Consider the following 25,270-nt stretch of genomic DNA (forward strand, 5'->3'; position numbering starts at 1 on the left):
TCGCAATAAACGAGGATACGCCTTAACAGAACTGGTCTGCGTTTTGCCAACGGTTATGACAAGAGGGGAATAGGGAGTGAACAGGCGGCAACCGAATTGTGACGCCAGAACTGCTTTGTTCTTATTCTTTACGCACGATTGAATCGCCACGCTCTGAGAAAAGTCTCCACAGCGGATAATGCCAGCTTATCCAACCACACCGGATCTACCGGAGCCTGGTCAATAAGTGCAGCGGGGAGGGCGTAGCCCATAATGGCCCCAAGAAAAGCTGTTGCTTGCAGATTGGGATCATCCAGTTGAATTTTACCTTCGGTCTGAAACTGAGCCAGAACCTGGGCTAGCGTATCGCGAATCCGGCCAGTAGGGCGCTGCGCAAGGCTGGAAAAGATTTCAGGGCGCTGAACCAGCACCTGAATGAGCAGTCGTTGAAAATGAATATTGGCCGGTGAGAAAAAATAGGCTTGTATCATCCTGGCGATCCCAAGAAGCAGCTCCGGTAAATTATGCTGTTTATCGTCAAGCAACTGCTGCAGAGACGGCTGAAGCTTATCGTTCAGAAAAGCAAAGGTTTCAACCAGTAGCTGATCCTTTCCTCCCGGAAAGTGACTGTAAAGCGTTGTTCTGGTTGTATTGGCCTTTTCCGCAATAATTTGAAGCGAAACATCCATGCCGTGCTCGAGGAAAATATCACGCGCAGCCTCAAGAATGCGAGGACGGGCTTTCATCGGGCGACCTTGTGGTTTAGTCATTTACTGTTACGTTTCCTTTTCACTCTCGACCAGTACCGGGGGATTAGCCATTCTTTCAATGCCCCTGCGGATAGCAATAAAAAAGAGTGGAACAAAGAGTAAGGTTAATAATGTTCCGGAAAGCATACCGCCAATAACGGCGACGCCAATCTCCAGGCGGCTTGATGCCCCAGCTCCTGTGGAGAGTACCAGAGGAATTACCCCGGCAACAAATGCCAATGATGTCATCAAAATAGGTCGTAAGCGTAAACTCGCTCCTTCCAGTGTTGCTGTGACAACCTCTTTGCCGCTCTGATACTGTGACTGTGCGAATTCAACGATCAGAATTGCATTCTTGGCGGATAATCCCATGGTTGTGAGCATGCCAACCTGAAAATAGATGTCATTGGTTAAGCCGGTGATCCAGGTAGCGAAGACGGCACCAGAAATGGCGAGTGGGATGATTAATAATACAGCCAGTGGGATGGCCCAGCTTTCATACAGCGCAGCAAGGCACAGGAAGATAAAGGCACAGGTCGCGAGGTAGATCCACTGGGCTTGTCCTGAGGACAATTGTTCTTGATATGACAGGCCGCTCCATTGGAGTCCAAAACCATCAAACTTCTGTATAACATCCTCAATCGCGTCCATTGCGGAGCCTGAACTTACCCCCTCAGTTGCATTACCCTGAAACTGGACGGAAGAAAGTCCATTAAAGCGTTGCAGCATCTGGGGACCCGTGGTCCATTGCAGGGTACTAAAGCTGCTAAAAGATGCCATTAAATCGTTATTCCCCCGTACGTGCCAGGCGGAAATATCCTCTGGCGAAGTACGCCAGTCAGCATCACTTTGCATGTACACCCGCTTGACCCGTCCCCGGTCAATGAAATCATTAACATAAACACCTCCCCATGCGGCGGATAATGTACTATTGATGTCTGCTTGCTCTAGCCCCTGAACCTGCGCTTTATGTCTGTCGATATCGACCCTGAGCTGGGCTTTTTCGTCAAGGCTGTTGATCCTGACAGCCGAAAGATTTGCGTCATCTGCTGCAAGATTCAGGACCTGCCGTTGAGTGCTTAGCAGCGCGTCATAACCGTTAGCTTCCTGATCCTGTAACCAGACTTCAAAACCGCTCGACTGACCAAGTCCGCGTACCGTTGGCGGTGCCGTTACGTTAATGGATGCCAGCAGGTGGCTTTTAAAATACTGGTTAGCACGTGAGATGATGGATTGTGCGCTGTTTTGTTTACCACTGCGTTTGTCCCAGTGTTTTAGCTCAGCGAAAGCCATACCAACATTTTGTCCACTTCCGGCGTTATTGCGTCCTGTGACCATAAAGATGACATTCAGGTTTTCCTTTTCCTCCCTGAGAAAATATTGGCTTATTTCATCACCGACAGCCTGAGTCTGTGTGATTGGAGAGCCGACAGGGAGAGCAAATTGAATCATTACCGAACCCTGATCTTCTTCCGGCAGAAAACTGGTCGGGAGTTTCAGGTAAGTCCCAATAGTTAATAAAACCAGGATTACTGCGAGGATATACAGGCGTACCGGGCGGGATATGCTTCGCTGCAAGAGGCTGAGGTAGGCGCTCTGGCCTTTGTCAATTCCACGGTTTAGCGAAGTAAAAAATCGACCTTGCTGGTGAGGGACGGGTTTAAGCAAATGTGCGCAAAGTGACGGAGTCAGTGTTAGCGCAACCAGAGCGGATAAAATCATTGAAGACACAATCGTCACGGTAAATTGTCGGTAAATAATGCCAACAGAGCCGCCTAAAAAAGCCATCGGTATGAACACCGCAGAAAGCACCAACGCAATACCTACCAGAGCACTGGTGATTTCGCTCATCGAACGTAATGTCGCTTCTACGGGGGGGCATTTTTGTGATGCCATAATGCGCTCCACGTTTTCGACCACCACAATGGTATCGTCTACCAGAAGCCCGATAGCCAACACCATGGCAAAAAGCGTGAGTGTGTTGATGTTGTACCCCAACAGACTCAATATTCCGAAAGTCCCCAGCATAACAACGGGAACGGTGATTGCCGGGATCAGTGTTGCCCGCCAGTTTTGTAAAAACAGGAACATGACAACCACAACTAACAGAATGGCTTCCAGAAGGGTATGAATAACACCTTCAATCGATACGAGTACAAATGGTGTGCTGTCCTTGGGATAAGCTGCAATCACCCCCTGAGGGAACTGCGGAGTCAGGCGCTCTATTTCAGCGCGTACATTTTCAGCCGTTGTTAATGCATTCGCTCCTGACGCCAGCTGAATAGATATCCCGGCCGCCGGATAACCGTTGAGCGTGGTTAGGTTCTGATAGTTTTCTGCGCCGATCTCAACTCTTGCCACATCCCGTAAATAAACTGCGGAACCATCGCTATTGGTACGAAGGAGGATATTCTCAAATTGTTTTGGTGTTTCAAGGCGAGACTGTACGGTGACGGTTGCGTTCAGATACTGATCCGCAGGGGCTGGCTGGGAACCAATTTCGCCACTCGTCACCTGGGCATTTTGCGCTTCAATTGCACTCTGTACATCAGAAGGCATGAATCCGAAGCTATTTAACTTATAAGGATCCAGCCATATTCTCATCGCGTATTGCGCGCCAAACACCGTGGTTTCCCCGACGCCATCGACCCGGCTTAGAGGATCCTGCAGATTACTGATCAGAAAGTCATTGATATCGATATTACTAAGCTGTCGGGAAGGGTCATAGAGCGCCACAACCATCAGACTGTCCCCTTGAGACTTTGTAACGGTGATCCCTTGTTGCTGAACTTCCTGGGGAAGACGCGTAATTGCCTGATTGACAGCATTCTGGACCTGGACCTGGGCAATATCGGGATCGGTCTCCTGTGCAAAACTCAGGCTTATTCGGGCCTGCCCGGCTGAACTGCTGGTGGAAGAGAAGTAGAGAAGACCATCGATCCCTTTAATTTGCTGCTCAATCACCTGAGTCACACTGTCTTCAACTGTTTCAGCTGAAGCGCCCGGATAGTTTGCGGTGATAGTGACCCCAGGGGGCGCGATATCAGGATATTGCTCTACCGATTGTGTGAACAGTGAGAGCAAGCCAGCCGACATAATGCAAATGGCCATTACCGCAGCGAAGACCGGTCTATCAACAAAAAATCTGGCCAGCATATGTCGCTCCACAAACTGTTTATTTACTTTACAGTAATGTAAATAAACTATTTGGACAAATAATAATCATCAAAGACATAGCTTTGTAAGTGACAGGTAACGAAGAATTTAAGTAAATATCTTTAAAATCAGTATGTAACAGAGAGCTATTTTTTAATAAAAATAATCTCTGTTGTTGGTTGATTTCTGGCACGCTGCTGGTTTGCACGAGCAGCGCCCAACAGATGAATGCTGCTTATTACGAAGCGCCACCCCAAAGTCGCTACACTTGATGAGCAGTTCGGGCGACGGCTTTTGCTAAAGCTGATGTTTTTTAAGCAGTGCGCGCAGTTGGTGGTAGGTCAGTCCGAGCAATTCAGCCGCTTTTTTCTGATTAAATCTGGCCTGCTCAAGACTGGTTTGCAGAAATTGTTTCTCCTGTTGCTGTTGGAATTCGCGCAGATCGAGAGGTAATGGTGCCAGAACTGGTGAGGTTTCCGACTGCTGGATTTCGGGGGCGAGGCGTTTGAAAGGGTCAATCACAATCTCATCCAGAGGATAATCACTGGTACCGTGTCGGTAAACCGATCGCTCAACGACATTCTTCAGTTCCCGTATATTACCAGGCCAACGGTAGTGCAGCAGGGTCTCTCTGGCCTGAGCGCTAAATCCTGGAAACAGTGGTAACCCGATTTCGCGACACATCTGAATAGCGAAGTGCTCGGCCATTAACATGATGTCGCTTTGACGTTCACGTAAGGGAGGGAGCTGCACTACATCGAAAGCCAGCCTGTCCAGCAGGTCCGCGCGAAAAGTGCCTTCGCTGACCATCCGTGGCAGATCGGCATTTGTTGCGCATACCAGTCGTACGTTAACCTGCAACGGCTGGCTGCCGCCAACGCGTTCGAGTTCCCCATACTCAATCACACGCAGGAGTTTTTCCTGTACCAGCATCGGGGCGGTTGCCAGTTCATCGAGAAACAGCGTCCCGCCATCAGCGCGCTCGAATCGGCCAGGATGGCGTTTTTGTGCTCCGGTAAAGGCTCCCGCTTCGTGGCCAAACAGTTCTGAGTCGAGTAGGTTTTCATTAAGCGCCGCGCAGTTCAGGGAGATAAACGGTCCCTGCCAGCGCGAGGAGAGATAGTGCAGGCGGTTGGCGATCAGCTCTTTCCCTGTGCCACGCTCACCGATAACCAAAACCGGTTTATCCAGTGGGGCCAGTTGAGAAACCTGCTCCAGTACTTCAATGAAGCTGTTAGCTTCGCCAAGAAGGTTATCTTTGTATCCTGCCATGATGAAATTCACCATTTGTTAGTGTTATTCACCAATGTAACCTAATTTCATGAACAGGTAAAATTTACTATTTTCTTTATAATCAAATAATTAAAAAGTTGGCATGCAAGCTGCATTAGAGCATCAGCAGGGCATTGCCCGATATCAGAACAGTAAGTGAGGATTACATTATGGGTATTTTTTCTCGTTTTGCCGACATCGTGAACGCCAACATTAATGCGTTGCTGGAAAAGGCTGAAGATCCGCAGAAGCTGGTGCGGTTAATGATCCAGGAAATGGAAGATACGCTGGTGGAAGTTCGCTCGAATTCAGCGCGCGCACTGGCAGAAAAGAAACAGTTATCTCGCCGTATTGAACTGGCCACCGCGCAACAGGCGGAGTGGCAGGAAAAAGCGGAGCTGGCGCTGCGCAAAGAGAAAGAAGACCTGGCGCGTTCTGCTTTAATTGAAAAGCAGAAGTTAACTGATTTGATTACCACTCTGGAACATGAAGTGACGCTGGTTGATGACACGCTGGCACGTATGAAAAAAGAGATTGGCGAGCTGGAAAATAAACTCAGCGAAACCCGTGCTCGTCAGCAGGCGCTGACGCTGCGTCATCAGGCTGCAAGCTCCTCCCGCGACGTTCGTCGTCAGCTGGACAGCGGTAAGCTGGATGAAGCGATGGCGCGCTTTGAATCTTTTGAACGCCGCATCGATCAGATGGAAGCTGAAGCTGAAAGCCATAACTTTGGTAAGCAAAAATCTCTCGATCAGCAATTTGCTGATCTGAAAGCAGATGATGAAATCAGCGAGCAACTGGCGCAGTTGAAAGCCAAAATGCAGCAAGACAAGCAATAATAACATCTGGCGGCGCCAGAGCGCGCCGCCGCTCATCACCTGTAAGGAGTACACATGAGCGCGCTATTTCTGGCCATACCGCTAACCATCTTTGTGCTGTTTGTTTTACCGATTTGGTTGTGGCTGCATTACAGCAACCGTTCCAGTCGTGGCGAGTTATCGCAAAGCGAACAGCAGCGCCTGGTGGAATTGAGTAATGATGCACAGCGCATGCGTGAACGTATTCAGACGCTGGAAGACATCCTTGATGCAGAACATCCTAACTGGAGGGACCGCTAATGGGGGGCGTTAACCTGAACAAAAAACTGTGGCGTATTCCACTGCAGGGTATGGTTCGTGGGGTCTGTGCCGGTATCGCACAGTATCTTGATGTTCCGGTGAAGCTGGTGCGAATCCTGGTTGTTTTGTCGATCTTCTTTGGTCTGGCCTTTTTTACCATAGTGGCTTATATCGTGCTGACTTTCGTTCTGGATCCAATGCCAGACAATGTCGCTTTCGGCGAACAACAGCCCTCGAGCGGCGAACTGCTTGATGCCGTCGATCGTGAACTGACCGCAAGTGAAAATCGTTTACGCGAAATGGAGCGTTATGTGACTTCAGATACGTTCACATTGCGCAGCCGCTTTCGCCAATTGTGAGGATTGAGATGAACAATCGCTGGCAGCGTGCCGGGCAAAGGGTGAAGCCTGGTTTTAAATTAGCAGGCAAGCTGGTACTTCTTACCGCGCTCCGCTATGGTCCTGCAGGCGTTGCCGGTTGGGCAGTGAAGTCCGTTGCCCGACGTCCGCTGAAAATGGCGCTGGCGTTGATTCTGGAACCTTTATTGAGCCGCGTGGCGGTAAAATTATCCAAACGTTATTCCGGGAATTAGCCCGACATCCGAATGACGCTATTTGAAATAACATATAGATAACATTTTTCCTGTTAATTTGCGGCAGCTCACAAATACGATTTTTGGGCTGCCTCAAGAACCTTGATCTTTTTAATATCAGAAGCCTCCATGCAGCCGTATTTGGACTTCCAGTTGTAGTAGGTAGCCTGGCCCCCCGGCAGACATCTTTAACAGTTCATTCTGCTTCAACCGACTTAATCACAGCGATGATCTGATGCTCAGTAAAACGGGCTTTACACATAGCGATCTCATTCGTTGGCAGATTGATTATGCCGGATGATCTCGAGAGGTTAATGGCTCGATTATGCGAGATACTTACAACTTCAGTTCTGGAGGTGACTAATTGGACTAAGCCGTGCACACGAAATACGAAAATGGTAAATCCTAAGACCAGATTTACCATTTTATAATGAAGGATGTTAAGGTGACACAGCCGCAAAACCTTATCTTGCGGAGTAGTTCAGCTCCTTCATTTGCCCCACAACACACCTGACTACTCGATCCATTTCCTTGAGAAAAAAATCTACCTCACGCTGGCTATTGCTTTTGTTCCTCCCGTAAATCCTTTCTTCAAATCTGCAGTTTATGTAGTTCACTGTCTGATTCACTATGGGACGCTTACCTTCACGTGTGAGGTATAGTTTTATGAATTTTGTTCCATTGTCATCATGGATATTGGTATGGAGATATAAAGGAGCCCACTCTGTACTCAGATGATTATCATCACTATTCACCATTTTGGCGTTAATGCCTGCTTTGTGAAGAGCTGTGGGAAGGTAAGTGACATACAGGTTGTCGATGAAATGACGTGAACCAACGAGGATTATGTCACTCACGTCTTTACGCTTAAAGCCTATCGCTTCAGGCTCAAAATCAGTTGGGTGAAATAGTAGTTCCATCAACTCGTTGAAGTCATGAGTGAAGTCGAACAAAGGCTCTGCTGGCGGCCCAGCCCTGGGAGGGCGGGGCGCCTCTTTCAGCAACCCCTCATTCTGCAGGGCGCGCACCGCCTTCATTGCCATTCCGCTGGACTGCCCTGTATGTAGTACCTCGGCTTCCTCAAGTGAGACGGTACCGTAAATTGGCACAGTTTTACGGATCTTCATTTCGCGGGCAAACTCTATCTGGTAACGAGTCAGCGTGCTTACTGTGCGGATGAAATGTAAGCGGATATCCGAAGGCATATCACTGAGAGGCTTGCGGCCCAATTTTAGTGTGAGCCGAGTATAGTACTCAGTTTTTGCATCCTCATCATCGACAGCCAGCTTCTTGATTATCGATCGCATATCTTCCTGACGGAACTCCGCGTCCTCATCATAGTTGCAATTTAGCCCCATGAGATACATTTCAAGACGGGCAAGCCTTGTTTCTCTTTCTATTTCGGCGATGCCTTCAATAAACTTTTCAGTGGCCGACACCGCGCCGCCCACAAGAGGTACCGTCTTTATTGCTTCAATCACCATATCTCTGGCGAATTTTCTGTTTGCCGAGCTGCCAAAAATGGCATTTGTTTCTGCCAACACGCTCTTCACAAAGGTGTGCTGCGCCTCAAGTTCCTCGTTTTGCCTATCGTCTGCCAGCCCTGCCATGTATCGCCCCAGTAACATAAGTCCTAATACCGTTCAATTAGTACAGCATGAACAATATGTTAAGTACATACAGGTTTCCTTTATCCTGCGCAGATTCATAAAAATACAAAGTCGGTTTCTTTTAGTCTCTTCACGTGATGGTGATAAAAAAACTAGTGCGCGGTGGATCTGCTAATCCCAGATGAAATCAGGCTACAGCGAGAGTGTCGCAGCGAATTGGTCATTCTGAATCAGCTACTCGCTCGCTGCCTGATTAGCATAAAACCGATGGGGGGAACGAATCTTAAACTCGGGCAACGGGAGCACGTGCTGAGTCTGTGAATTATGGATCGTTTGGCGATGTATAGCGGCATATGGGGGAACTGTGACTGGGGGAGCTATCGCAAGAACGCGATGCACCTCCGGGGTGTTAAGTGAATGTCAAAGAACTCAGTACATGAAAATTAAAACCCTATTTAATCCGAGCCAGTCAGCAATTGCTTGTGTAACCAACCCGTTGCCGATTCCAATCAAATGCAGGTTCTGCAAGCATCCGGTGCGTGCAGCAACCCATCAGGAAGAGTATTGACGCGATTACAGCGACTGGCCGTATATGTACTACTGCGAAGAGTGTGACGCATATGTTGGTCTGCACCCGTTCACCGCAATACCCATGGTCACTCTGGCCGATAAGATGACCAGGGATGCTCATAGGAGCAGTAAAAGGCCGTTCGAAAGATTCTGGCGATGGGCATATGACGCGCAGAAAGGCATATCAGTGACTGGCTCGTCATATTAGTATTCCAGCTGCAGAGTGTCATTTGGGATGGTTCGGCACCGAACAATGTCATAGTGTCCGGCGATTCTGTGAGGAAAAATCAGGGAATGCGCATTTTGGCAAACGGAAAGTAGCTATTTAGTAGGATTGGAATGACGGCAGTAAGATGGTGCCGCCCATCCCTAATTAAATCATACGATTTTACTACATTAAACTTTGTACCGTTTATTAATATAGAAAATGACAGTTACTAATGCCTGAGTCTGGGGAATCAGCAACCTTCCCTGATTTTTATCAAGCCATCTAATCTGATAGAGGTATCGCTATGTCTAACAATATCACACAAATCAATTATGATGCCAACTCCATTGAGACTAAACAAGCTTCTGATGCCTTGGATGAATTGAGCGTGGAGATACAAAAAATAAATTTACCAGAAGAGTTTTGCAAAAAGTTTGATGTTGTCCTAAAGCTATTGGATAATTCTATAAAATTGCTAGAGGTATTTTATAAAAAAGTTCCTATTTCAGTTATAAAAAAAACAATTACAACCTTAAACGACATAAAGAATCTTTTAGCAATCTTAAACACAGGCTTCTGCCCAACACAACCTTAAGGTGGATAACATGTCTCAATACGGTTTTTTCGAGGGAGAGGTCAAAACATGCTGGTTAACAGATATAACACCCAATAGAAATATGGAAATCTTGGAGAATTTCTCGTACAACGATCCCGATGGGAAAAATTGGGTAACGCAAAATGGCAGTACTATTAATGGTGCAAGTATCCCTCGGGTTTTTTGGTCAGTAGTGGGCTCCCCTTATATAGGAAACTACAGACGCGCATCAGTTATTCACGACATAGCTTGCTGTCTTGTAAAAACCAGATCAGAGAGGAAAAAAGCCGATAAAATGTTTTACTATGCTTGTCTTGCAGATAAATGCCCCCCATCTCAAGCAAGAGTATTTTATGTTGCTGTTAGAATTGGAGCTTATGTTGATAATATAGGTGTTTATTCAACAGATTCAACCTTTGATGACGATTTTTTCAAGCCGGGGTTGTCATCAGTGGAAGTGAAAAATGCTCAACTCATTGGTGTACTTAAGGATATAGGTACTGTTGCTTATTCTATGCCTGATAATTCAACCCCCGAAGATTTGGATGCTATCATAGATCCAAAAATATCAGTATATGTTAAGACTTTAAATGATTCTACTTAGTTTCATTATTTTATTAAAATGATGGTGTGAGCGATCACCAATCTCAATATAAACGATTTTTAGCCATGCGTCAGTCTCGGTTGTTTTAATAGTTCGTGGTTCATTATGTGATCTGCATATTAAGCAGTTAGCACAGAGCCATCAGCGTATTTAGCCTGCATAGGCTAACCACGGTAAATCATCAACGGGGAATAATTCCGATCACTCTTAATGTGTTCTCTTTCCTCAACGCACCCGCACCATCAACCCGCTTCGGCGGGTTTGTTTATAGAGCGCTTGATATGTTGTAAATAGGCCCGTTTTAGTTCCATGTATTTTTTGAGAACCCAGTCAAATAATGGTGTTGTCGATATTCCTCCGGCATCATATTGTTCAGTGATTCATGCGGGCGTTCACAGTTATATTCTGACAACCATTTTTCTTGATTCCCCGCACTTCATTCAGCGTTCTGAACAGATAAAAATCAAGTGTTTCTGTACGGTATGTCCGGTTAAAGCGTTCAATGAAAGCGTTGTGCGTCGGCTTACCCCGTTGGATAAAATCCAGTTTTACTGCATGTTTCTCTGCCCATTCTGCTAGTGCCTGTGAGATAAATTCCGGACGCATAATCCATGCGTAGCATGACCGGATAGCCACGATTTTCCCCGATCCTGTCGAGTACACGGATCACTCGCAGAGCTGGCAGATTCAGATCGGTTTCAATTGACAACGCCTCACGGTTAAAGTCATCAACGACATTGAACGTGCGAAAACGACGGCCACAGACCAAGGGATCATGCATAAAATCGACAGACCAGCTCTGGTTCAGCGCTTCCGGCGTGACCAGTGGCGAGGGATTACCCACCGGCAGCCGTTGTTTGCCCATACGGCGAAAATTCAGCTTCAGCATACAGTAAATACGGTGGAGCCTTTTGTGGTTCCACGGGTATCCCTGCCGCCGCACAACCTGGAAGAGTTTCGGAAAACCGTAGATTGATCAAAATTGTGGCCGGGAGGGTGATGCTGACGCGCTGGCTGAATGGCAGACGTACCTCTGTAATTTACGAGATATAACACCAGAGCAACTACACACATCTCCAGCGTAATTCCCTGACACGCCTGCACCAATCATCTAAGGAACGCGTCAGCAGAGCTAGAAAACCAGGAATAGATACGGAGGGCAAAACAAAATTTTGGGGGGCAAAAATATGACTTGGGGGCAAAATAGGGGGATTAAAAAGGCCGATTATGTCCGATGGTGGCTTTTCCTTGAACTATCTAAGTAATTGAAAACCCCAAAAACATAATGTTTACAGGGATGTATTAAAAAAGTTACCATACCCCCCTATAGTATACAGGAGGGCGTATGCCGCATTCCCCGGAAGATAAAAAACGTATTCTTACTCGTGTACGTCGTATTCGTGGTCAGGTTGATGCACTTGAACGCGCGCTGGAGTCCGGCGGACCGTGTCTGGCTATCCTGCAACAAATTGCCGCTGTACGCGGCGCATCCAATGGCCTGATGGGCGAAATGGTCGAAATTCACCTGAAAGATGAGCTGGTCAGTGGTGAGACAACCCCGGACCAGAGAGCCATTCGCATGGCTGAAATCGGCCATCTTCTTCGCGCTTATCTAAAATAAACACCATCACCTCGCAATAATGGGAAGAGACAGATGAAATCACGTGCAGCAGTAGCATTTGGCCCCGGCCAACCGTTGAAAATTGTTGAGATAGACGTCGCCCCGCCAAAGAAAGGGGAAGTGCTGGTTAAAATTACCCATACCGGCGTCTGCCATACTGACGCTTTTACGCTCTCTGGCGACGATCCGGAAGGTGTGTTCCCGGCGGTACTTGGCCATGAAGGTGGCGGTATTGTGGTTGAGGTGGGAGAAGGCGTCAGCAGCCTGAAACCGGGCGATCATGTGATCCCTCTGTACACTGCAGAATGCGGTGAGTGTAAGTTCTGTAAGTCCGGTAAAACCAATCTGTGTCAGGCCGTCCGCGCCACTCAGGGTAAGGGGTTGATGCCGGACGGCACGACTCGTTTCTCTTATAACGGCCAGCCGATTTATCACTACATGGGAACCAGTACATTCAGTGAATACACCGTGTGCGCAGAGATATCCCTGGCGAAGGTAAACCCAGAAGCACCACTGGACAAAGTGTGCCTGTTGGGATGTGGCGTAACAACCGGGATCGGGGCAGTACATAATACGGCGAAAGTCAAAGAAGGTGACACCGTTGCGGTATTTGGTCTGGGCGGTATTGGCCTCGCGGTTATTCAGGGTGCAGTTCAGGCAAAAGCCGGGCGCATTTTAGCGGTTGATACCAACCCTGGGAAATTCAAACTGGCAGGTGAAATGGGCGCGACCGATTTCGTCAACCCAAATGATTACGAGAAACCCGTTCAGGACGTGATTGTCGAACTGACTGACGGTGGCGTGGACTTCAGCTTTGAATGTATCGGCAACGTTAACGTAATGCGCGCTGCGCTGGAATGCTGTCATAAAGGGTGGGGCGAAAGCATCATCATTGGTGTGGCCGGTGCCGGTCAAGAGATCAAAACGCGTCCGTTTCAGCTGGTTACCGGTCGCGTCTGGCGCGGTTCGGCGTTTGGTGGCGTGAAGGGCCGTACACAGCTTCCAGGAATGGTCGAAGACGCGATGAGCGGGAAAATTCAGCTCGATCCCTTTATTACGCATCGTTTGCCGCTGGAGCAGATTAACGAAGCGTTCGATTTAATGCATCAGGGCAAGTCTATCCGCACCGTGATCCACTTTGGTGATAACTGATTCATTAGCCAGCGGATCCCTTCGCTGGCACTTTCCTGAATTTCTTTGAATTATGTTGTGAAAGTGTGATGAATGTTGCGCTTTTTACGGTAATCAAACTTCTTGAATTGCCGATGACTATCTAATGGGCGTGTTTTCACGCATTAACCCTACAAGAGAGTCGACGGTCATGGACAACACTAAATCGATGCAAGCCCAGTATAAACTGGGCTTTCTGCATCAAATCCGACTGGTTCCGCTGTTTTCCTCCATTCTCGGTGGCATCCTTCTGCTGTTCGCTTTAAGTTCCGGCTTAGCAGCTTATTTCCTTATGCAGGCCGATCGCGATCAGCGTGATGTAACGAATGAAATTCAGGTCAGGATGGGGTTATCTAACAGTTCGAACCATTTACGTACTGCGCGTATCAACATGATCCATGCGGGCGCGGCAAGCCGCATTGCTGAAATGGATGACATGAAAACCAATATTGCAGACGCGGAAAAACGGATTAAGCAGTCGCAGGATGGTTTTAAGGCTTATATGTCTCGCGCGGTGAAAACACCAGCCGATGAGGCACTGGATGTAGAGTTGGGCACCAGCTTCAAGGCCTATATCGACGGCCTGCAACCTATGTTGAAATACGCTAAAAACGGGATGTTTGAAGCCATTATCAACCATGAAAATGAGCAGGCCAGACCGCTGGATTCCGCTTACAACAAAGTACTGTTGAAAGCCATTGAGCTTCGTACCGCCAGGGCCAACTTGCTCAGTGAGCAGGCCCATCAGCGTACTCAACTTGGCATGGCATTTATGCTCGGTGCATTTGTACTGGCGCTGGCACTGACAGTAATGACGTTTATTGTCCTGCGCCGTACCGTCATTCATCCTCTGTTGCGTGCTGCTCAGCGAATCGAGCAGATATCAACGGGCGATCTCACGATGCAGGATGAACCCACCGGACGTAGTGAAATTGGGCGTTTAAGCCATCATCTGCAAAAAATGCAACGTTCGCTGGTACAAACGGTAGGCACGGTGCGTCAGGGGGCTGAGGAAATCTACCGCGGCACCAGTGAAATATCGGCGGGAAATACTGACCTGTCATCACGAACTGAAGAGCAGGCTGCAGCCATAGAAGAGACGGCGGCCAGCATGGAAGAACTGACGGCTACGGTGAAACAGAATGCCGATAACGCACACCATGCCAGCAAACTGGCGGAAGATGCCTCAGGTAAAGCCAGCCGTGGCGGGCAAATGGTCTCTGGCGTAGTGAAAACCATGGGTAATATTTCGACCAGCTCGAAGAAAATCTCTGAGATTACCGCTGTGATTAACAGCATTGCCTTCCAGACCAATATTCTGGCGTTGAATGCGGCGGTCGAAGCCGCGCGGGCGGGCGAGCAGGGACGTGGCTTTGCGGTGGTGGCCAGCGAAGTGCGCACGCTGGCGAGTCGTAGCGCCCAGGCGGCAAAAGAGATTGAGGGATTGATCAGCGAATCTGTTCGCTTGATAGACCAGGGCTCTGGCGAGGTAGTGGCTGCTGGTAACACCATGACGGATATTGTCGATGCGGTTAAACGTGTGACGGATATTATGCTGGAAATCGCGGCGGCTTCCGACGAACAAAGCCGCGGTATTGTGCAGGTGAGTCAGGCAATTTCAGAGATGGATAAGGTGACTCAGCAAAATGCCTCGTTGGTCGAAGAAGCGTCGGCCGCAGCGGCATCACTGGAAGAACAGGCGGCGCGTTTAACAGAAGCGGTTGGTACATTTCGGTTACAGGGGAGCGTGATTAAACCGACTTTTTCAGCAGCGACGCCGGTTTACTCACCACCCAGCACAGTGAAGGCAGGTATGGATAACTGGGAAACGTTCTAATCAGTATAAAATCCGGTAATGCGGAACTGCGCATTACCGGATTTACCGTTACCTGTACGTTGCGCCAATGATGCCGCTTGCGCTGAAGGCTCCGGGCTTATAATTATCACAGGTTTTTTTGTTATCTGAAGTGCAGGTGAGTAGGGCTGCCATGGGAATATCTTTCGATGTAATAAAATCGCCGAAATTAATAGAGACTTCAGAGTTACTGTCATTGGCGGAAAGATAGGTTCGTGACGAACCGTGTTCGTATGAGATAGCTATGCCACGCCCGCCAGCCGCCCACCACCCGGAGGCGGCGTCGATAGTGTTAGCGAGGATCCCTAATCCTTTATTGTCATAGGCGGATTTTGTTGATGTCAGCTTCAGGGTAAGCCCAGAGGTATTTACGCAGCCGCTATTTTTCAGGGTAAAGGTTTTGCGCGGGCTGTCATTGCCAACATCACCGAAATCAATGGTGGTTGGTGAGGCTGTAAAATTGCAGGTTGGGGTTTCGAATTTAACGGTAAACGATGTGCTGTTGACGTTAATTCTCAGCTTTTCTTTGTCACCTTCATCAAGCGAACCGGCACGAAATGTTCCAATTAAGCCATTTTGAATGGGGTGGGCATCGCCCACAGCGGTAACTCTACCGTATTGCCAGATCTCAATCGTTGCGATGATATCACGATCGGTAGCATCTTTTTGATAATCGAACAGGCGCGTTTCTGTTGTTTCTGGGGGCAAATAAGCGATTCTATAGGCACCTGCGGTACTAATTCGTACGGAATAATATATCCCTGGGATATTTGTCGGCCAAAATGCCCTGTTGTGTTCTCCATAAAGACCGGATTTAACGCCTGCCGCATTTGAAGCCTCCGACCATCCATACCAGTCCGCCCCATCATTACCGGTGCCACACTCAAGCTTACCAATCTTAACATCCTGGAGTTCCCCTAAACTAGTGAGCCTGGTATTTGTAGGGTTGAAACTACGCACTTTCAATGTGCCTGCACTGAGAATTTGAGCTTGATTATCCGGGTGGAAACTACATTCAAAAGCCTGAACGTAATTTATCAGAACACTTAATCCCCATAGCCCCGCAGAAAAAAATAGACGTCTGGCCGTTGAACGTTTATGCATTGAATTGTGATTATTCATTATTTATAACTCACGCTGATTTTTACCTGGCTTAACACCCCGCCAGGTGTGACCGGTTTTGCCGGATTAATGATTTGATAACGCGCCTGAAACGTATATTCGGAATATGACGATTCGGAACCGATATACCGGGTGAAGTTAACCGCTGACGTGTTGTCTTTATTCAGTACATTGGTACTTTCATAAAAAACGACTACACCGATATTTTCCGCCGCAGACGTTGCCTTTACCCTGCCTGTTGGCCCGGTATATTCATTGGGGAATATTTGATTACCGCTAAGCTGAGCTTTCTGTGGTTGAAAACTGAGTATCAACGTTTTTTCAGCTGAGCCGGAATCGCAGCGCGCTTTCACCTGCAGCGGTTTGGTAGCAACATTGCCCGGAGATGTTGCACTCAGCCCCGCCCAGTTACCACCGGCAGAAAAGGCATTGATATTCAGATCGCCTAAATCAACATCAGAAGCGGTAATATCACAGGTTCCGGATACAATCTCGGCCTTTAGGGTTAATGTATTGGTTCTTCTATTGACATCCGACCATGATGGAGAGGACATCAGCAGCAAAAATACCAGCGTATATTTTTTTACTGTCATGTTCGCGCCTACTGATAAATCGTGGTAAAGGTCAACGTACCGTTAAAAATTCCTGTTTTAACCGTCGTTGACGAGGATGCTGGCCGTAAAACTAATGTTAAAGGGAGTTTTGCGTTAGTGCGTTCAGTACTGCTCCAGGTTATTTTTTCATTATTATTAGGATCAAGTGGAATTGCAGTGTTTAAATCGCTGGTACGATACAACACGGCAGCAACGCCCACCTCCCCACCTTTTAATTCGGTAGAGTATCCACTCCATGAAGCACTGGCCTTGGGTAACGTTTGTATCCAGTTCAGCGTTTGTTTGACCGTAGAACCTGAGCTAGTGATATAACAGTCGTTATACTGCAAAGAAAAATCTTTCCGCGTATTACTGCCCTGAGCCTCTATCTGCGACATCGTTAATGCGCCAAAATCAAGAGTCTGATTAACGGTGGTGTTTGAACCCACCGCAATACTGATATTGCAGGTTGTGGTCTGCAAAGTAGCTCGAAAATTGACGGTCACATAAGAAACCGCTGAAACAAAAGGGCAATTAAGGATTAAACAGGCCAACAGAATATTACGCATTGTTATCTCCCTGACTCTGGCATCTGACAAATTAAGCTATCCAGATGAATTGATTTACCGATCATCACCGGAGATGGCGGAATGTGATAATCAACATGACAACGGCTCTGGTTGTCATTTCCCCAGACCACGTTCAACCGCCCATTGTTTTCAATCCCTCGCAAAAAGGCTCGCCCGGCTTGCCCTATCGCCCCGACCGACTTACCTTGTTCATTCAGTACATCCGCACCCAGCGGGATGAAGCTGTTATCGCTGCGGCGAAGAGTGACAAAGACCGACTGGCCTGCTTCGGTAGCAAAAGTTACTTTCACGACAGCGCCTTCGCGAGGAACCACGGCAGCGGAGGTGTTTTTCACTTCCACATCGCTGGTCACCGTACTCAGATCGAGCCCCACGGTATTTTCTGCATACGGCGTCAGGCTGGTAGCGACGGCATAGCCAGCATGGTTGATTTCGCTATAGCCATTGGTAGTTGTAGCCCCGTCAGCTCCTTTAGCTTCAATCAAGGCAATGGCGGATTGGGTATCGACATTACCCGGTAACAGCGTTAAGCCGCCGCTGTGTAGCAACAACCCGCCATTATTATTTAGGGAATATTGCTGGTTGTGGTTTTTATCGACACTGGCAGAGAGGCTGGTGGTTCCTCGGGTTCCGTTGTAGGTGGAGTAGCCACTCACAGAATAGGTATCGTCGCTCCCGTTACTCTGGTTACCCATAGTACTGAGGCTGTAGTTCCATTTATTGTCTTTACTGTTTCCGCTGGCGGTGCTGGTAAAACCATTACTGTCGCTGAAATCGCTGTTCACGCCCATGCTCAAATTGGAAAAGAGCGGTTGCTGCCTGTCGTTACCGTTGCCGAAAGGAATATTGAAACCAACATACAGGCTATCGTTTTCTTCTCCCCATTCGTCGTAACTGCGCTGTAACGATACGTTCCAGGATATTGAACCGAAGGTGTTGCTGTAGCCGATGGAGTACTGTGATGTGTTGCCGGTTCCCCCCCAGTAGCTGATCCAGCTACCGCTGAGATAGAACGACCCGTAGTCTTCGTTGTTGACGGTCAGAGGTTGGTTGACGTTAACCTGAAACTCATTTTTTGAGTGGAGATAATTGTTGCGATACGCATTGTCAGAGCTGAGATCGTTTTCGTCAGCGTAATTGGCAATGCTATTCTGTAATGAGAGTGTATCGTTTAGCGAGAGGTAATCTTTGGTGCTGTAGCGATACGCGGTTAAGCTGAAGTTCGTATTGGTAGTGTCCAGAACATTGCTGTAAGTCAGCCGATAGCTCTCGCCTTGTAAATCGCCAACATCGTCCAGGGAGGCTCGGGAATGGATAGCGTCAAAGGCTATCGCCCCTAGCCGGGTATTGAGCGCCATCCCCAGCATACCGGCCTGATAATCACTTTCCATGACCTGAAGGCCACCATACAGGGTGAAGATGTCACTCAGACCATAATTCCCGTTGCCGGTGATGACCCACGGAGTGTCATTACTGTAATCATTGTCAATGGTACCGGTGGCGAAATCCCAGTCGACTTCCCCTTTGGTCATCAACTGTGCGACAGACGCGTAAGGTACGGAAAAAAAGCGCTTCGAACCATCGGCTTCTTCAACCGTTACATCTAGGTCAGCACCGTTGATTGCCACATAGTAATCTTTCAGCGCAAACGGCCCCGGCGGTACGGTCGTTTCATAGATAATGCGTGATTGCTGGCGCACCGTGATTTTGGCATTACTGTTTGCCACGCCATTGATCACCGGAACATAACGACCATCACGGGGATCCATACGTTCATCGTTATAGAGATGAACCCCTTTTATGCTCACGCTATCCAGCGCTTCGCTGATCGAGGTAACCTGACCCATTTCCAGCTGCGCCCGAATGGGCGGTAGGTCACGCTGTAAATAGAGATCGTAATTATCCCATGAGGCAGTATCGTCGTTAGCCCAGTTCAGTGCGCCGCTGGAACGTAAACGCCAGGCCCCCAGGTTAATGCCGTATCCTAATCCGAGGTAGCCAGTGTCGGACGTATCACTTTCATTTTCGCTATGATAGCCACTAAAGTTCCAGGTCAGTAACGCTGCTGGTATGCCGGAATCCCAACGCGCAGGGTTCACATAACCAACCGGATGGCTCACTAAAAAAAGCTGAGGAACTGTGAGCATCAAGACTTGTGAATTAGGATCGTAACTGATGCTGGAAGACGGGTAGTAGTCAGCCAGTACATAGCACTGTGCGTCGCCCTCTGTTGCTGCCGGTAGCCGGGAAATATCAATACTGGCCTCTTCCAGAAGCGTTCGCGTTAAACAGGGCGTCGCATTTGGCGTGTTATTTTCGATAAATTGAACGGCGGTGGTCTGTTGTGCCTTGCCATTAATCGATACGGAGACGGTATATGTCCCGGCTTTTACCGGGTTGCCATGCGCGTATTGAGCAACGTTAATCGTCGATTTGTTCCCGGCATTACCGAAAATAAAATCGTCGTTGAATTCAATATAGTTTTCATCAGCAAAAACTGACTTACAAAACCCGAACAGGATGAAGGTAGAAGCAGTAATTAGGCGTGTCGAAGTCTGCATTAATGCTATCCCTGCGTTTACTTTTTGGTGGCTTCCACATTGCCGCCGTAGTCATTGACGGCAGTCCATGAAATGGTATCCATCTGAGTTGATGTCAGTGATTTCACCGCATAGCGAGCGCTGGAAAACGGTGCGACCATATCAGGTTCAATGTTGTACTTTTTACCCCCGGAGGTGATCGTAGCGCCCACCAGAGAGACAAAATAAGGGGAGTCGTTTTTTGCCGTCGCCCAAACTTGTTTTTCTTGATTGGCCAGGCTCCATTGCAGGTGTTGAATGGCTTCGGCAGGTGAGCCGGGAAGGGAAATCGGGCGATAAAATACCTTGATGCGTGTTTTAAGCGCTATCTGCAGTTGATTTGATTTATCTGCATCTTTATTTTTTTTCGGGATCTCAAGCGCGTTAAACCAGTAAACGCTTTCGCGATCGGTCGGTAAAGGTTGCCCATCCCAGTTTAAACGTACGGTAAGACCCTGTTTCGGATCGACCCGGCTAACAGGAGGGGAGGCAATAAACGGCACATTTAATGCCTGTGGATCGACGTCTTCATGTCCGTCATCTAACCAGGACTGGATTAATAGCGGCTGTTGCCCCTGATTAACCATTTTGATTAATGCCTCTTTGGCATCTGAAGGGTAGATAACCCGGGTGGCATTAATAACAATACTGGCCGTTGATGGAGCGCTAAATGAAATAAATGTTGTAAATATAATTACGGTAAATGTGTTTTTAATCGGCATGTTATTTATTTCTGCGTATAGACTCTGTAGCCCCAGTTGAGCGGGAGCTACAGAGAACATATTAAGATAACTAATTAAGGGTAGGTCGTTGTAAACGTTGTATTCGCTTTAACTGAGCCTATGGTTGGTGTGCCAGTACCTGAATATATATAACCTACTGTATAGTTAAATGCGGCACCATTGGTTGCACTGTAGGTTGCTTCGGATTGCGGTAATGCGGATTTAAAGTCGATGATGGTATTGGTTGCGGTATCCTGAACCCGGAAACCTGCATCTTTATCGCCAGAAAGGTCGGTGTTTAACAGTGCCTGAGTGGTGCTGTTATAATTACCGGTCGTTGAGAATTGGCCTTTTACTTTCCCACCGTCGACTACCGATGCAGCGCAATTTTTGACGGTTATACCGAAGCTGGCTTTCTGGGCCGGGGTGCTGGTGGCTGCTTTCATAGACGGCACAGTAATATCATCGAGTTTAATCTCTTTGGATGTGCCTGCCCCATCAATGCTGACGTCGCAGGTTGATGTTGTAATATTTCCCGCGAAATCAATGTTTGCTAAGTCAGCAGCCTGAGCTTGCGTGGTAATACCTGCAACCAGAATGGCTGCAGCACTTAAAAAGCAAAGTTTCATTTTATTTTCCTTAATGGTGTTTTCCCAAGGGGCGATAATTACATAATGGGTATTAATTGGGGAATGATATTTTCTTGTTTAAATTGATTTTGGGATTTTATTTAGGGTGTTTTGCTAATAAGTGTGGTTCAACATTGAGAAAATGTATTGAATCACGGAGTGAGGTAAATTTTATCTGTGCTTGCAAGCGCTGTTTTATATTTTTTGAAAAGGTGCTTTATGTAGTAGGTTTTATTATCTATCTAACAGGACTGAATAATGAATTATTGATTTTGATATTCATTATAATTATAGATGAAGGGCCAGACCCATGAAAGAATGAGTCTGACGAGGCAGTAGATTACAGCGGCATAGTTTTGCGAATGGCGTTAATAAAAGTTTGCGCCGTGCTGGAAAGAGGTGTGTCGATGCGAGTCAGTATGCCGATCGGTTCACCTGCACCCTGGGCTGGAACTGGTAAAGAAACCAGAGCTGCCTGGCGCAGGTCTTCACGTACTGCGCCGGAAGGTACAAACCATACATAGTCGTAATCAACCGTCAATTGGCGGGACAGTGAAGCTGACAACGTTTCGATACAGCCAGACGGCATTTTACAACCCTGGCTTTGTAGTAAGGCTTCTGCATGTTGCCTGGGGGCAGTACCTTTTGGTGAGATCACGACTGGCCACTCCATTACCCGACTCAATGTAATGGTTTCCTGTAATAGCGGATGGTTAGGGCGCACCACCAGTTTCAATGACTCAAGAAATAATAATTCGTAGTTCAGGCCGCTCATCAATTCTGGGTCGGCCATACGGCCAATACCGAGATCGATTTCCCCTGATTTTAAACCTGCCAGTATCATGGGGTTACTCATTGTGGCAACCTGCAGTGTGGTCTCCATTTGCTGTTTATGGAACTGACCGATTACGGTGGGCAGAATGCCCAGCGCAGCAGTAGGCAGCGCGCCAATACGGACAACATCATTTTGCGCTTCTTCTCTTTGGTTTAACGCCTGACCCGCAGTATTGAGCGCATCAAGCACTCTTACCGCATGGGTAAGAAACTGTTCGCCGGGTACCGTTAGCTGCGCGCCCAGACGACCGCGTTCAAAGAGTCTGGCTCCGGTCAGTTGCTCCAGTTCGTTGAGTGTTTTGGAGAGGGCCGGTTGACTCAGGTTGAGGGTTTCAGCTGCGCGCCCCAAAGTCCCCTGTTGTGCAACGGCTACAAAAGTATGAAGGTGGCGCAATCGAATGCGCTGATTAAACAGACCATTTTTTTCCATAAGCGATGTTAAAAACAGAGTCGTATCGGTGACAAGTGAAGTTGTTTGTTTTTGATAACCTGATAGCAAAATATTATTAACATTTATCATGTTTTAATTACAACTGATTTATTTTGCTTATGTTTTGTACAGCAGGCCAGCAATATGGTAGGGCGCGTTACCAGTCGTTATACTTTGCCTGTCATTCGTTTCCACGACATTCCTCATCACAAGGCACTGATTAATGATACATGTAATAGGGCACCTTAACCCCGATAGCGATGCAATTTGCACCGCTACAATGACCGCTCGCTGGCTCACTTTACGCGGTCAGCAGGCAACGGCATGGCGAGCGGGGGAAGCTAACCGTGAAACGCAATTTATTTTTAAGCATGCAGGACTGGCGCTGCCAGAACTGTTGACCTTTCCTCTGACCGATCAGGATGTCTGGCTGGTCGATTTTACTGAACCCGCGCAGGGGCCAGATTCGCTTCCTGAGAGTAATGTTGTCGGGATCATCGACCATCACCGTCTCGGTGGATTAATCACTCGTTTACCGCCGGAAGTCTGGGTGAAGCCCGTAGGCAGTAGCGCGACGCTGTTGTGGCAGTTGATGGCGGATGATGTACGTAGTCAACTTTCTCCTGCAGAGGCTATTTTGCTGCTAGGTGCAGTGCTGAGTGACACTGTCACGCTGCGTTCACCAACGACTACGCCCGACGATCGTCTGGCAGTGGAGGCTCTTACTCATAAGGCGGGGATTGATCTGGAGGCGTTCAGCTGTGATCTGCTGTCTGCCAAAACCAGCGTGGAAGGGATGAGTGCCCGGCAACTTCTCAATAAAGATATTAAAACGTTCAAAATTCATGGGCATCAGGTCTGTGTGGCGCAACTCGAGCTGTATTCACTAGACCAGGTTGACGCGGTGCTGGACGAGCTTCGCCAGGAAATGATTCGCTACGCAGAGGAAAATCATGCCGCACTGGTCGTTCTGATGCTGACCGATATTAATCTGGGCGATACCAGTCTGTGGTTTGCCGGAACCGAACTTTCAGATGTGCCGCAACCCTGCAAGGTGGAAGGGATGTTAAGCCGTAAAAAACAGATGCTACCGTGGCTGGAAAAACACTTAAAACCGCGTCAGTAAGTTCCGTTAATCGTCGATGTGGGTGGGGAATTTATGCGGGATCACACTTTGTAAATTCTTCCCACCGGACTGACTGGCGTTCTCTACACTCCAGGTAATATTCACTGGAGGCATGACATTATGGCGAACACCATCACGGCAGATGAGATTCGGGAACAATTTTCGCAGGCAATGTCAGCAATGTACCAGCAGGAAGTCCCGCAGTATGGCACGTTGCTGGAACTTGTCGCTGATGTGAATCTGGCTGTTCTGGAAAATAATCCAACGCTACATGAAAAACTGGCGAATGCGGATGAGTTAGCGCGACTTAACGTCGAGCGCCATGGCGCTATTCGGGTGGGGACTGCACAGGAACTCTCCACACTGCGGCGAATGTTTGCCATTATGGGCATGTATCCCGTTAGCTATTACGATCTCTCTCAGGCCGGCGTTCCCGTTCATTCCACAGCGTTTCGCCCCATTGACGACGCATCTCTTTCGCGCAATCCGTTTCGGGTATTTACTTCATTATTACGGCTCGAATTAATCGAAAATGTAGCGTTGCGTCAAAGGGCTGCAGAGATCCTCGCGAAGCGCGATATTTTTACTCGCCGTTGTCACGAACTTCTGGATGAATTTGATGCCCAGGGTGCTTTCACGCCAGCACAGGCACGGGAGTTTGTGCATGAAGCACTGGAAACATTCCGTTGGCATCAGCATGCCACGGTTGACGAAGAGACCTATCACGCGTTGCATAACGAACACCGGCTGATCGCCGACGTGGTGTGTTTCCCCGGTTGCCACATAAATCACCTGACGCCGCGTACGTTAGATATTGACCGCGTACAATCGATGATGCCGGAATGCGGTATTGAACCGAAAATTCTCATCGAAGGACCTCCGCGTCGTGATGTGCCCATTTTGCTGCGCCAGACCAGCTTCAAAGCGCTGGAGGAAGCGGTGCTGTTTGCCGGGGAAATGCACGGGACCCACACGGCGCGCTTTGGTGAGATCGAACAACGTGGCGTAGCGCTGACGCCAAAAGGCAGGCAGTTGTATGACGAACTCCTGAATAAAGCGGGAACGGGGAAAGATAACCTGACGCATCAGTTACATCTTCAGGAAGTGTTCAAGGCTTTCCCTGACAGCGAATTTCTACTGCGGCAGCAGGGGCTGGCCTGGTTCCGCTATCGATTAACGCCATCGGGTGAGGCGCATCGTCAGGCAATTCGACCAGAGGACGATCCTCAGCCACTGATCGAGCGTGGCTGGTTGGTGGCCCAACCCATTACTTACGAGGATTTTTTACCGGTCAGCGCTGCGGGAATATTCCAGTCTAATCTGGGCAATGAAACACAAGCGCGTACGCACGGCAACGCCAGTCAGGATGCGTTTGAGAAGGCGCTTGGTTGCGCAGTTTACGATGAGTTTGCGCTATATCGGGAGGCAGAAGAACGAAGCAAACGGCGGTGTGGTTTGCTCTGATGGGATTTACACGGGTTTCAGTCTGTTCTCATCGACATAAAATATTTTCGATTTTGTACAGATAATCGGCGACCAACAATTG

General features: G+C 48.2%; 23 protein-coding genes and 2 pseudogenes. 12 read left to right on the plus strand and 13 right to left on the minus strand.

The window, feature by feature from the left end; all coding sequences use genetic code 11:
• Positions 1 to 128: 128 nt before the first annotated feature.
• The 3 genes from SK36_RS09540 to pspF all read right to left on the minus strand — a co-directional run bounded on the left by SK36_RS09540 (position 129) and on the right by pspF (position 5,171).
• A complete protein-coding gene (locus tag SK36_RS09540; RefSeq protein WP_045443435.1) occupies positions 129 to 749 on the minus strand; it encodes a TetR/AcrR family transcriptional regulator in 621 nt (206 codons plus the stop codon).
• A gap of 6 nt (positions 750 to 755) precedes the next feature.
• Positions 756 to 3,884 carry an efflux RND transporter permease subunit gene (locus SK36_RS09545; RefSeq protein WP_048221391.1) on the minus strand — a complete coding sequence of 1,043 codons (3,129 nt, stop codon included), beginning with the start codon at positions 3,882 to 3,884 and terminating at the stop codon, positions 756 to 758.
• Between the two features lie 297 nt (positions 3,885 to 4,181).
• Positions 4,182 to 5,171 (minus strand): phage shock protein operon transcriptional activator, encoded by a 990-nt coding sequence (gene pspF, locus SK36_RS09550; RefSeq protein ID WP_197086125.1) that lies wholly within the window; start codon positions 5,169 to 5,171, stop codon positions 4,182 to 4,184.
• A gap of 155 nt (positions 5,172 to 5,326) precedes the next feature.
• On the opposite strand from pspF, the gene pspA reads away from it, so the two are divergent.
• Genes pspA through pspD form a run of 4 tightly spaced genes read left to right on the plus strand, consistent with a single transcriptional unit; the run spans position 5,327 to position 6,866 of the window.
• Positions 5,327 to 5,995 (plus strand): phage shock protein PspA, encoded by a 669-nt coding sequence (pspA, locus tag SK36_RS09555; protein ID WP_045443428.1) that lies wholly within the window; start codon positions 5,327 to 5,329, stop codon positions 5,993 to 5,995.
• A gap of 54 nt (positions 5,996 to 6,049) precedes the next feature.
• On the plus strand, positions 6,050 to 6,274 hold the full coding sequence (pspB, locus tag SK36_RS09560; RefSeq protein ID WP_045443425.1) for an envelope stress response membrane protein PspB: 225 nt from the start codon (positions 6,050 to 6,052) through the stop codon (positions 6,272 to 6,274).
• Complete coding sequence (gene pspC / locus SK36_RS09565) at positions 6,274 to 6,633, plus strand: envelope stress response membrane protein PspC (RefSeq protein WP_048221392.1); 360 nt, start codon at positions 6,274 to 6,276, stop codon at positions 6,631 to 6,633. The genes pspB and pspC overlap by 1 nt, the downstream gene beginning before the upstream one ends.
• 8 nt (positions 6,634 to 6,641) lie before the next feature.
• Positions 6,642 to 6,866 (plus strand): phage shock protein PspD, encoded by a 225-nt coding sequence (gene pspD, locus SK36_RS09570; RefSeq protein WP_045443419.1) that lies wholly within the window; start codon positions 6,642 to 6,644, stop codon positions 6,864 to 6,866.
• A 92-nt stretch (positions 6,867 to 6,958) separates the two neighbouring features.
• Here pspD and SK36_RS25015 read toward each other — a convergent pair.
• Both SK36_RS25015 and SK36_RS09575 read right to left on the minus strand, forming a co-directional pair.
• Positions 6,959 to 7,128: pseudogene (locus SK36_RS25015) on the minus strand (transposase); the annotation flags it as partial.
• A gap of 202 nt (positions 7,129 to 7,330) precedes the next feature.
• Complete coding sequence (locus tag SK36_RS09575; protein ID WP_048221393.1) at positions 7,331 to 8,476, minus strand: hypothetical protein; 1,146 nt, start codon at positions 8,474 to 8,476, stop codon at positions 7,331 to 7,333.
• Positions 8,477 to 9,068: 592 nt separating this feature from the next.
• Here SK36_RS09575 and SK36_RS25235 point away from each other — a divergent pair.
• The 3 genes from SK36_RS25235 to SK36_RS23105 all read left to right on the plus strand — a co-directional run bounded on the left by SK36_RS25235 (position 9,069) and on the right by SK36_RS23105 (position 10,453).
• On the plus strand, positions 9,069 to 9,254 hold the full coding sequence (locus SK36_RS25235; RefSeq protein WP_082138872.1) for a zinc-finger-containing protein: 186 nt from the start codon (positions 9,069 to 9,071) through the stop codon (positions 9,252 to 9,254).
• A gap of 304 nt (positions 9,255 to 9,558) precedes the next feature.
• On the plus strand, positions 9,559 to 9,849 hold the full coding sequence (locus SK36_RS09580) for a hypothetical protein (RefSeq protein ID WP_048221394.1): 291 nt from the start codon (positions 9,559 to 9,561) through the stop codon (positions 9,847 to 9,849).
• Positions 9,850 to 9,859: 10 nt separating this feature from the next.
• Positions 9,860 to 10,453, plus strand: a complete 594-nt coding sequence (locus SK36_RS23105; protein ID WP_053069236.1) for a DUF1353 domain-containing protein — start codon at positions 9,860 to 9,862, stop codon at positions 10,451 to 10,453.
• Between the two features lie 301 nt (positions 10,454 to 10,754).
• Here the strand turns inward: SK36_RS23105 and SK36_RS24670 are convergent.
• A pseudogene (locus tag SK36_RS24670) lies at positions 10,755 to 11,423 on the minus strand (IS3 family transposase); the annotation flags it as partial.
• 375 nt (positions 11,424 to 11,798) lie between these two features.
• On the opposite strand from SK36_RS24670, the gene SK36_RS09595 reads away from it, so the two are divergent.
• The 3 genes from SK36_RS09595 (at position 11,799) to SK36_RS09605 (ending at position 15,081) form a co-directional block, all read left to right on the plus strand.
• Positions 11,799 to 12,074: a metal/formaldehyde-sensitive transcriptional repressor gene (locus SK36_RS09595; protein ID WP_048221395.1), complete on the plus strand. Its 276-nt coding sequence runs from the start codon at positions 11,799 to 11,801 to the stop codon at positions 12,072 to 12,074.
• A 33-nt stretch (positions 12,075 to 12,107) separates the two neighbouring features.
• A complete protein-coding gene (locus tag SK36_RS09600; RefSeq protein ID WP_048221396.1) occupies positions 12,108 to 13,226 on the plus strand; it encodes an S-(hydroxymethyl)glutathione dehydrogenase/class III alcohol dehydrogenase in 1,119 nt (372 codons plus the stop codon).
• Positions 13,227 to 13,395: 169 nt separating this feature from the next.
• On the plus strand, positions 13,396 to 15,081 hold the full coding sequence (locus SK36_RS09605; RefSeq protein WP_048221397.1) for a methyl-accepting chemotaxis protein: 1,686 nt from the start codon (positions 13,396 to 13,398) through the stop codon (positions 15,079 to 15,081).
• Between the two features lie 48 nt (positions 15,082 to 15,129).
• Here the strand turns inward: SK36_RS09605 and SK36_RS09610 are convergent, their stop codons facing one another.
• The 7 genes from SK36_RS09610 to SK36_RS09640 all read right to left on the minus strand — a co-directional run bounded on the left by SK36_RS09610 (position 15,130) and on the right by SK36_RS09640 (position 22,598).
• Positions 15,130 to 16,221, minus strand: a complete 1,092-nt coding sequence (locus SK36_RS09610; protein ID WP_048221398.1) for a fimbrial protein — start codon at positions 16,219 to 16,221, stop codon at positions 15,130 to 15,132.
• Positions 16,221 to 16,814 carry a fimbrial protein gene (locus tag SK36_RS09615; protein WP_048221399.1) on the minus strand — a complete coding sequence of 198 codons (594 nt, stop codon included), beginning with the start codon at positions 16,812 to 16,814 and terminating at the stop codon, positions 16,221 to 16,223. Before SK36_RS09615 ends, SK36_RS09610 begins: the two co-directional genes overlap by 1 nt.
• Before the next feature lie 8 nt (positions 16,815 to 16,822).
• Entirely contained in the window at positions 16,823 to 17,383 is a 561-nt protein-coding gene (locus SK36_RS09620) for a fimbrial protein (protein WP_048221400.1), read from the minus strand.
• A gap of 2 nt (positions 17,384 to 17,385) precedes the next feature.
• Positions 17,386 to 19,965, minus strand: a complete 2,580-nt coding sequence (locus SK36_RS09625; protein WP_048221401.1) for an outer membrane usher protein — start codon at positions 19,963 to 19,965, stop codon at positions 17,386 to 17,388.
• A gap of 17 nt (positions 19,966 to 19,982) precedes the next feature.
• On the minus strand, positions 19,983 to 20,705 hold the full coding sequence (locus SK36_RS09630; protein WP_075261772.1) for a fimbrial chaperone: 723 nt from the start codon (positions 20,703 to 20,705) through the stop codon (positions 19,983 to 19,985).
• A gap of 74 nt (positions 20,706 to 20,779) precedes the next feature.
• On the minus strand, positions 20,780 to 21,334 hold the full coding sequence (locus tag SK36_RS09635) for a fimbrial protein (RefSeq protein ID WP_048221402.1): 555 nt from the start codon (positions 21,332 to 21,334) through the stop codon (positions 20,780 to 20,782).
• Between the two features lie 340 nt (positions 21,335 to 21,674).
• Positions 21,675 to 22,598: a LysR substrate-binding domain-containing protein gene (locus SK36_RS09640; protein WP_045449629.1), complete on the minus strand. Its 924-nt coding sequence runs from the start codon at positions 22,596 to 22,598 to the stop codon at positions 21,675 to 21,677.
• A 223-nt stretch (positions 22,599 to 22,821) separates the two neighbouring features.
• Here SK36_RS09640 and SK36_RS09645 point away from each other — a divergent pair, with 223 nt between their 5' ends.
• Positions 22,822 to 23,724: a manganese-dependent inorganic pyrophosphatase gene (locus SK36_RS09645; protein ID WP_048221403.1), complete on the plus strand. Its 903-nt coding sequence runs from the start codon at positions 22,822 to 22,824 to the stop codon at positions 23,722 to 23,724.
• Between the two features lie 120 nt (positions 23,725 to 23,844).
• Positions 23,845 to 25,188: a 2-oxoadipate dioxygenase/decarboxylase HglS gene (gene hglS / locus SK36_RS09650; RefSeq protein WP_048221404.1), complete on the plus strand. Its 1,344-nt coding sequence runs from the start codon at positions 23,845 to 23,847 to the stop codon at positions 25,186 to 25,188.
• The last annotated feature ends 82 nt before the right edge of the window (positions 25,189 to 25,270 follow it).

It is taken from the genome of Citrobacter sp. MGH106 (assembly GCF_001037495.1).
GTDB classification, from domain to species: Bacteria; Pseudomonadota; Gammaproteobacteria; order Enterobacterales; family Enterobacteriaceae; genus Citrobacter; species Citrobacter murliniae.

Bases quoted from the DNA above. Each gene is read 5' to 3' on its own strand.
- SK36_RS09540 (WP_045443435.1), bottom strand. From the start codon at position 749: ATGACTAAACCACAAGGTCGCCCGATGAAAGCCCGTCCTCGCATTCTT.
- SK36_RS09545 (WP_048221391.1), bottom strand. From the start codon at position 3,884: ATGCTGGCCAGATTTTTTGTTGATAGACCGGTCTTCGCTGCGGTAATG.
- pspF (WP_197086125.1), bottom strand. From the start codon at position 5,171: ATGGTGAATTTCATCATGGCAGGATACAAAGATAACCTTCTTGGCGAA.
- pspA (WP_045443428.1), top strand. From the start codon at position 5,327: ATGGGTATTTTTTCTCGTTTTGCCGACATCGTGAACGCCAACATTAAT.
- pspB (WP_045443425.1), top strand. From the start codon at position 6,050: ATGAGCGCGCTATTTCTGGCCATACCGCTAACCATCTTTGTGCTGTTT.
- pspC (WP_048221392.1), top strand. From the start codon at position 6,274: ATGGGGGGCGTTAACCTGAACAAAAAACTGTGGCGTATTCCACTGCAG.
- pspD (WP_045443419.1), top strand. From the start codon at position 6,642: ATGAACAATCGCTGGCAGCGTGCCGGGCAAAGGGTGAAGCCTGGTTTT.
- SK36_RS09575 (WP_048221393.1), bottom strand. From the start codon at position 8,476: ATGGCAGGGCTGGCAGACGATAGGCAAAACGAGGAACTTGAGGCGCAG.
- SK36_RS25235 (WP_082138872.1), top strand. From the start codon at position 9,069: ATGTACTACTGCGAAGAGTGTGACGCATATGTTGGTCTGCACCCGTTC.
- SK36_RS09580 (WP_048221394.1), top strand. From the start codon at position 9,559: ATGTCTAACAATATCACACAAATCAATTATGATGCCAACTCCATTGAG.
- SK36_RS23105 (WP_053069236.1), top strand. From the start codon at position 9,860: ATGTCTCAATACGGTTTTTTCGAGGGAGAGGTCAAAACATGCTGGTTA.
- SK36_RS09595 (WP_048221395.1), top strand. From the start codon at position 11,799: ATGCCGCATTCCCCGGAAGATAAAAAACGTATTCTTACTCGTGTACGT.
- SK36_RS09600 (WP_048221396.1), top strand. From the start codon at position 12,108: ATGAAATCACGTGCAGCAGTAGCATTTGGCCCCGGCCAACCGTTGAAA.
- SK36_RS09605 (WP_048221397.1), top strand. From the start codon at position 13,396: ATGGACAACACTAAATCGATGCAAGCCCAGTATAAACTGGGCTTTCTG.
- SK36_RS09610 (WP_048221398.1), bottom strand. From the start codon at position 16,221: ATGAATAATCACAATTCAATGCATAAACGTTCAACGGCCAGACGTCTA.
- SK36_RS09615 (WP_048221399.1), bottom strand. From the start codon at position 16,814: ATGACAGTAAAAAAATATACGCTGGTATTTTTGCTGCTGATGTCCTCT.
- SK36_RS09620 (WP_048221400.1), bottom strand. From the start codon at position 17,383: ATGCGTAATATTCTGTTGGCCTGTTTAATCCTTAATTGCCCTTTTGTT.
- SK36_RS09625 (WP_048221401.1), bottom strand. From the start codon at position 19,965: ATGCAGACTTCGACACGCCTAATTACTGCTTCTACCTTCATCCTGTTC.
- SK36_RS09630 (WP_075261772.1), bottom strand. From the start codon at position 20,705: ATGCCGATTAAAAACACATTTACCGTAATTATATTTACAACATTTATT.
- SK36_RS09635 (WP_048221402.1), bottom strand. From the start codon at position 21,334: ATGAAACTTTGCTTTTTAAGTGCTGCAGCCATTCTGGTTGCAGGTATT.
- SK36_RS09640 (WP_045449629.1), bottom strand. From the start codon at position 22,598: ATGGAAAAAAATGGTCTGTTTAATCAGCGCATTCGATTGCGCCACCTT.
- SK36_RS09645 (WP_048221403.1), top strand. From the start codon at position 22,822: ATGATACATGTAATAGGGCACCTTAACCCCGATAGCGATGCAATTTGC.
- hglS (WP_048221404.1), top strand. From the start codon at position 23,845: ATGGCGAACACCATCACGGCAGATGAGATTCGGGAACAATTTTCGCAG.